The sequence below is a fragment of the Aliivibrio sp. S10_S31 genome (genome assembly GCF_014694495.1).
GTDB lineage: Bacteria > Pseudomonadota > Gammaproteobacteria > Enterobacterales > Vibrionaceae > Aliivibrio > Aliivibrio fischeri.
In genome coordinates, this window is sequence record NZ_JAAUWR010000056.1 from 1 (window position 1) to 1,920 (window position 1,920).

Annotated in this window: 2 protein-coding genes; both read right to left on the reverse strand. The window is 34.3% G+C overall.

Annotated features, from left to right (window positions below):
- Positions 1 to 251: 251 nt before the first annotated feature.
- Entirely contained in the window at positions 252 to 923 is a 672-nt protein-coding gene (locus HC728_RS19460) for a DUF2726 domain-containing protein (RefSeq protein ID WP_017019467.1), read from the reverse strand.
- A 215-nt stretch (positions 924 to 1,138) separates the two neighbouring features.
- On the reverse strand, positions 1,139 to 1,774 hold the full coding sequence (locus tag HC728_RS19465) for a hypothetical protein (protein WP_190395960.1): 636 nt from the start codon (positions 1,772 to 1,774) through the stop codon (positions 1,139 to 1,141).
- Positions 1,775 to 1,920: the final 146 nt, after the last annotated feature.

Below are 1,920 nucleotides of genomic sequence, written 5' to 3' on the forward strand. Positions count from 1 at the left end.
CCTGATGAAATGAAAACTAAAAGGCAACAAAGAAGAAGGAAAACCGCCCAACTTTAACATTTAAAAATCGAACGGTTCTATCGCTGAACTGAGCCAAAAAACTGCTATCTTTAGTTCGTGTAACGCCTGCATAACACGTTTGCTACCATGCAGATTAAGTCCAAATTTACCACTTAACACGGTAAACCTAAAGAAACCTAGAATGCCGAATGTAGCAAATCGTGTTGATGCATTTGTTATAAGCGTACTGATTATTCAGATATTTTCTGTTCTATGTGCCTACATGCTGGAAATGAACTACAACCCCAAAATTCATTGCCAACTGATTTACCCTTTTTAGCCACTTTAAGAACCATATTCGATGAACATTTAGGGCACTTTTTATCGGTGGAATCAAGGTCAAAACTAGACATTTCAAGTTCAGCATTTGATAAGACACTTTGTAAACTGAGTCTGATACTTTCGATACTGTAAGCTTGTTTAGCTGGTATACGAATAAGTGGGAAATGAGCCGATTCACAAGCATTCTCTAAAAATTGGTCTCTAGACTTTCGTTTAGCATTATTATGAGAGCTGTCGTCTAGTTCGATTGCACAGATAACTGACAAGTCATCTTGATTACACAAAACAAAATCGAAGTGCTTAGCTGATATTTTATTAAACGCGGTTTGCCATGCTGATTTTGTCATTCCTTTTTCAGGCGCAATAACATCAGCAACACGAACTTTACCAAAAACTATCACATTATCAGTAGCAACGGTTTGTTGTAGCACACCTAAAATTGAACGTTCTGCGGGAGTAAATAATGTTCCGAGTTGACGATAAGAATGTTCACTTTTAGTCGATGATTGGCTTAATTTAAGCTTAATAATAAAAAACAAAACCAGAACAAAAATCAAAGCTATTACGATTAAAACTTCCACGATATCTCCATTAATTTAACCTTTACATCCTTATCTTGGCCTAGTTTAAAATAACCAAAAATCCGCTGTAATTACCATTTCAATTTAAGCTTATAACGCCTGCATAACACGTTTACTACCATGCAATTATACTTAATATTGACGCCTTAAAACGAGAAACACCCGGCAAACTGAGATTGCCGAGTGTAGTAAATCGTGTTGATGCATTTGTTATATTATTTGTTGTGCAGAGACAAAAGAAAATTTTGTACTCGATCAATTGAGTCTATGACATAAGAAGATTCAATTTCGACATGATTATTTTTTATACTTAAACCTATTTCACCATTAATAGTATCAGGCTTTAACTTTGTATATTTAGAAAGATCACCTTCAGCATGAGCAATGCAATTTCTAAGCTTACTTAAAACAGGTAATTTTTCCCAATGCTTTTTAATTTCAGGTTCATTAAAGTCAACAATTTCAAAATTTTCAAGATATTTCTTGCATTTTAAAATCCCATTTCCATTAAGATCAGCTAGTTTAATTGGGAGTTTTCTTTGAGATGCATATTTTTCACATATTGCGACCATGTTACTTTCAAGAATGGAATAACAAATTAAAATTGTAGAGTTACGGTGAAAACGTGAATACTGTTTTAAGAAATAGATCTCAATAGCTGGCACTTCACATTCGTTAGATTCTTCTTGAACAGTACTTATCAAAGTTTGTAATTCATCAAAATCACGTTCATGCGAAGACTCAACTCTTTTATACAACTGCTTTATTGCAGTTAAATTATTTCGGATTGTATTTGGGCTACCCGAATTGGCGTACATATTAAATGGATCGCCTGCTTTTTTACTGAACATATGAACCCTCAAAAATAATATAACGCCTGCATAACACGTTTGCTACTATGCAGACCTAGCTAAATTTTACTGCCTTAATCACTGAAACTAAAGGCAAACTGACAACGCCGAGTGTAGCAAATCGTGTTGATGCATTTGTTATGCGA

Bases quoted from the DNA above. Each gene is read 5' to 3' on its own strand.
- HC728_RS19465 (WP_190395960.1), bottom strand. From the start codon at position 1,774: ATGTTCAGTAAAAAAGCAGGCGATCCATTTAATATGTACGCCAATTCG.